At 73.5% G+C, this 4,211-nt stretch carries 1 protein-coding gene; it reads right to left on the bottom strand.

Translation table 11 applies throughout. The annotated features are described in order from the left end of the window. A partial coding sequence (locus tag ACWDVB_RS40135) for a condensation domain-containing protein (RefSeq protein ID WP_451519999.1) occupies positions 1–4,127 on the bottom strand: 4,127 nt, incomplete at its 3' end. Between the last annotated feature and the right edge of the window lie 84 nt (positions 4,128–4,211).

Raw genomic sequence — 4,211 nt, forward strand, 5'->3', positions numbered from 1 at the left:
GCCCACAGGTGGTTGACCATGCCCGACCGCTGGACCATCGCCCCCTTGGGGCGACCCGTGGAACCGGACGTGAACATCACATACGCCAGATCCAACCCGCCCCCGACAGCCTGAGGCAGGGCACGCGCGGTCAGACCGTCTTCCAGAGAGATGAGGGCGATGAGGGCGTCGGCGGTGAGTTCCCGGGCGTGCGCCTCGTATCCGGAGCCCACGAGCAGGAAGCGGGCCCCGCTGTCCTTCAGCAGAGCGGCGTTACGGGCCACCGGCGCGGACGGGTCCAGCGGCAGATACGCGCCGCCCGCACCCAGCACACCCAGTACACCCGCCACGAACGGCACACCCGGGTCGGCCAGCATCGCCACCACCGAACCGGTGGTGACACCGGCCTCGGTGAGGCCCGCCGACAGGCCGCCGGCCGACTCGACCAGCTGCCCGTAGGTGACGGATCCGGCGTTGTCCGTGACGGCGGTCTCGTCGGGGATGCGGGCGGCGACGGCCCGTACCCGCTCGACGACGCCGAGGCTCTCCTCGGTGATCGAGGGGTCCCAGGTGCCCAGCAGGCCGCCGAGCTCACCGGATACGCCGGGCCTGCCGAGGATTCCGGGAGCGGTCACGTCGATGTGGGCGAGGGGGAGTTCGGGCTGTCCGGCCACCGTGCGCAGCAGGTGCTCGAACATCACGGCGACCCGCTCGACGTCCGCGCGTGTGAACAGGTCCGGCGCGTAGTCCAGGCGCAGGTTCAGGGTGTCGCCCGGGAAGACCGCCATGCTCAGCGGGTGGTGACGGGCGTCCCTGGCCTCGGCGTTCACCACGCGGGGGCCGCCGCCGGAGGTGCCGTTGTTGAGGCCGCCCGCGTCCAGCGGGAAGTTCTCGAAGAGGACCACCGTGTCGAAGACCTCTCCGGAGAGCCCGGCGGCCTTGTGGATCTCGACGAGGCCGAGGTGCTCGTGCGGCAGCAGCGCCGTCTGCTGGTCCTGGAGGGCGCGCAGCAGCTCCGCGAGGGTGGCCCCGGGGTGCAGGCGGGCACGGACCGGGACCGTGGTGAGGAACATGCCGATCATCGACTCGACGTCCGGTACCTCGGCGGGGCGGCCGGAGGTGACGGCGCCGAAGACGACGTCCTGGCGTCCGGTGAGCCGTCCCAGGAGCAGCGCCCAGCAGCCCTGCACCACGGAGTTGAGGGTCAGGCCCTGTCCGCGGGCCCACCCGGAGAGCGCCGCTGTCAGCTCCGCGGGGACCTCGGCCCGTACGGAGTCGGGCAGCACCGGCGTGCGGTCGGGGTCGGCCGGGACGAGCAGCGTGGGCTCGGCCACGTCGCCGAGCGCCGCGCTCCAGGCCGACCGCGCCGCATCGCGGTCCTGCGCGGCCAGCCAGGCCAGGTAGGAGCGGTACGGGGCGGGGTCCGGCAGTGCGGTGACGTCCGTGCCGGGCGCGCACAGCGCGAACAGCTCCTTGACGAGGAGCGGCATCGACCAGCCGTCGACCAGGATGTGGTGGCTGGTCCAGATGAAGCGGTGCTGTCCTTCGCCGTGCGTGACGAGCGTGAAGCGCAGCAGCGGCGGGGCCGCCAGGTCGAAGCGCCGGGTGCGCTCGGATTCGGTGATCCGGTCCAGCTCGGCGGTGCGCTCGCCTTCCGGCAGGTGGCGCAGGTCGGCCTCGCGCCAGGGCAGTTCGGCGCTCTGCGGGACGATCTGCACCGGGGGGCCGTCGGGACGGGCACGGAAGGCGGCGCGCAGGTTCGGGTGCCGGTCGAGGAGCGTCTGCCCGGCGGCGCGCAGCACGGCGGGGTCGAGGTCGCCCGCCACGTCGGCGACGATCTGCAGGGTGTAGAGGTCGACGGCGTCCTGACCGTCCCCACCGGCGGCGTCGTACTCCGCGTGGAACAGCATGCCCTGCTGGAGGGGAGTGAGCGGCAGGATGTCGGCCAGTGCCGTGCCGGACCGCGCGAGGTCACCCTCGTACTGCTCGATCTCCTCCTGTGTCAGCTCCACCAGCGGCAGGTCGGAGGGGGTGTGGCCGCCCGCGTCCGGGCGGGCGGCCTCCCGGGAAAGCAGCTCCAGGGCGCGGAACCAGGTCTGCGCGATGTCGTGCGCGTCCTCGTCCGCCACGGCCTGTCCCGCCCAGGACCAGTTCGCGATCAGGTGCGGTCCGTCGTGGCGGTCCTCGGTCGCGGGGGTGACGTCGATGAGGTGCGGCAGCGGCATGCCGGGGTGGGCCCCGGTGCCGACGACGCCGTCGCCGCCGACGGGCTCCCACAGACCGGCCTGGCGCGCGTCGAAGCGGCCCATGTAGTTGAAGCCGATCTGCGGCCGGTGGTAGCCGGACAGGGCGCGGGCGGCGTGCGGGTTGAGGTAGCGCAGCAGGCCGTGGCCGACACCCCGGTCGGGCAGGGCGTGCAGCTGTTCCTTGATCCTCTTCAGGGCCGTGGACAGTGCCGGGCCGCCCGCCCACAGCTCGTCCCAGTCCAGGGCGCCGGGGTCGAGACGTACCGGGAAGGCGCTGGTGAACCAGCCGACGGTGCGCGACAGGTCCAGGCCGTCGACGAGCTGCTCGCGGCCGTGGCCCTCCAGCTCGATCAGGGTCTGCGCGTAGTGGGCGTGGCCGTGCCGCTTGCGCCAGTCCGCGACGGCCAGGGCGAGGCCGGTCAGGAGTACGTCGTTGACCTCCGCGTGGTAGGCCGCGGGGACGTTGGTGAGCAGCGGCCCGGTGAGGTCGGGGCCCAGTTCGAGGCGGAGGCCGCGCCGGGTGCCGTAGATGTCCTGGGCGGGGTCGAGCCTGCGGGTGCCGACGAGCGGGTCGGGGCCGTCCAGCATGTCCTGCCAGAGGGCGAGTTCGTGGCCGCGCACCTGGGTGCGGGCCTGCTCGGTGAGCAGCCGGGACCAGCTGCGGTACGAGGTTCCGACGGGGTCGAGGGCCGGGCTGCGGCCGTCGGCGAGCGCCTGGCAGGCGGCCTCCAGGTCGGGCAGCAGGATGCGCCAGGACACGCCGTCGACGACGAGGTGGTGGGCGCACATCACCAGCCAGCCGGTGTCGGCGCCGGGCCCGGCGCCGAGCAGCACGGCCTGGACCATGACGGCGGCGGCGGGGTCGAGGCGGGCGCGGGCCGCCGACGCCTGCCGCTCGGCGAGCCCGAGGATGTCCTTGGCGTCCTTGGTGTCCCTGATGCCGCCGGCGTCCACGGTGGCGACCAGGCGTACGCCCTTCAGCGCGCCCGGCGCCAGGACCTCCGTGTGCCAGAGCCCCGGGGCCGGTTCGGTGGCCCGGGTGCGCAGGGCGTCGTGGTGGTCAACCAGGGCGTGCAGGGCGGCGTCGAGCCGGTCGGCGTCGAGGTCGGCGGGGACGCGTACGACGACGTGCTGGCTGTACTTGACGACGGGACCGGTCAGGCTCCGGGTGTCCTCGTGCAGCTGCCCCATGATCGGCGTGAGGTCGTACGCTCCGACGCCGCTGTCGTCGTCGCCCGCGCCGATGCCGTTCGCGGCGTCCGCGTCGACCCCGCCCGCGGTGCGGGCGAGGGCGGCGACGGTCTTGTAGGTGAAGACGTCGCGGGTGGTCAGGGTGAGTCCGGCCTTGCGGGCGCGGCTGACGACCTGGATGGAGCGGATGCTGTCGCCGCCCAGGGCGAAGAAGTCCTCGTCGATGCCGACGGTCGGCAGGCCGAGTACGTCGCCGAAGACGGTGCAGAGGGCGCTCTCGCGCTCGTTGCGCGGGCCGCGCGTCGTGTCCTGTTCGACGGCCGCGGGCCGGGGCAGGGCCTTGCGGTCGAGCTTGCCGTTGGGGGTGAGCGGCATGGTGTCCAGGACGAGCCAGGACGCGGGGATCATGTACGCGGGCAGCAGCTGGGCGAGTTCGGCGCGGACCTGCGCGGCGTCCACGTCCGGGCCGGTCAGATAGCCGAAGAGGCGGGGGTTGCCGGAGGCGTCGGGCAGCACGGCGACCGCGGCGTCCACCACGGTGTCCAGGCCGCGGATGACGGCTTCGATCTCACCGGTCTCGACGCGGCGGCCGCGGATCTTGACCTGGTGGTCGCGGCGTTCGATGAACTCCAGTTGTCCGTCGGGGCGTTGGATGACGCGGTCGCCGGTGCGGTACATGCGTGTGCCCGGTCCTGCGAAGGGGTCGGCCATGAAGGTGCCTGCGGTGCGTCCGGGGTCTGCGAGGTATCCGCGGCCGACGCCGGCTCCACCGACGTACAGCTCACCGGGAACGCC

The organism is Streptomyces sp. NPDC003379, from assembly GCF_053589195.1.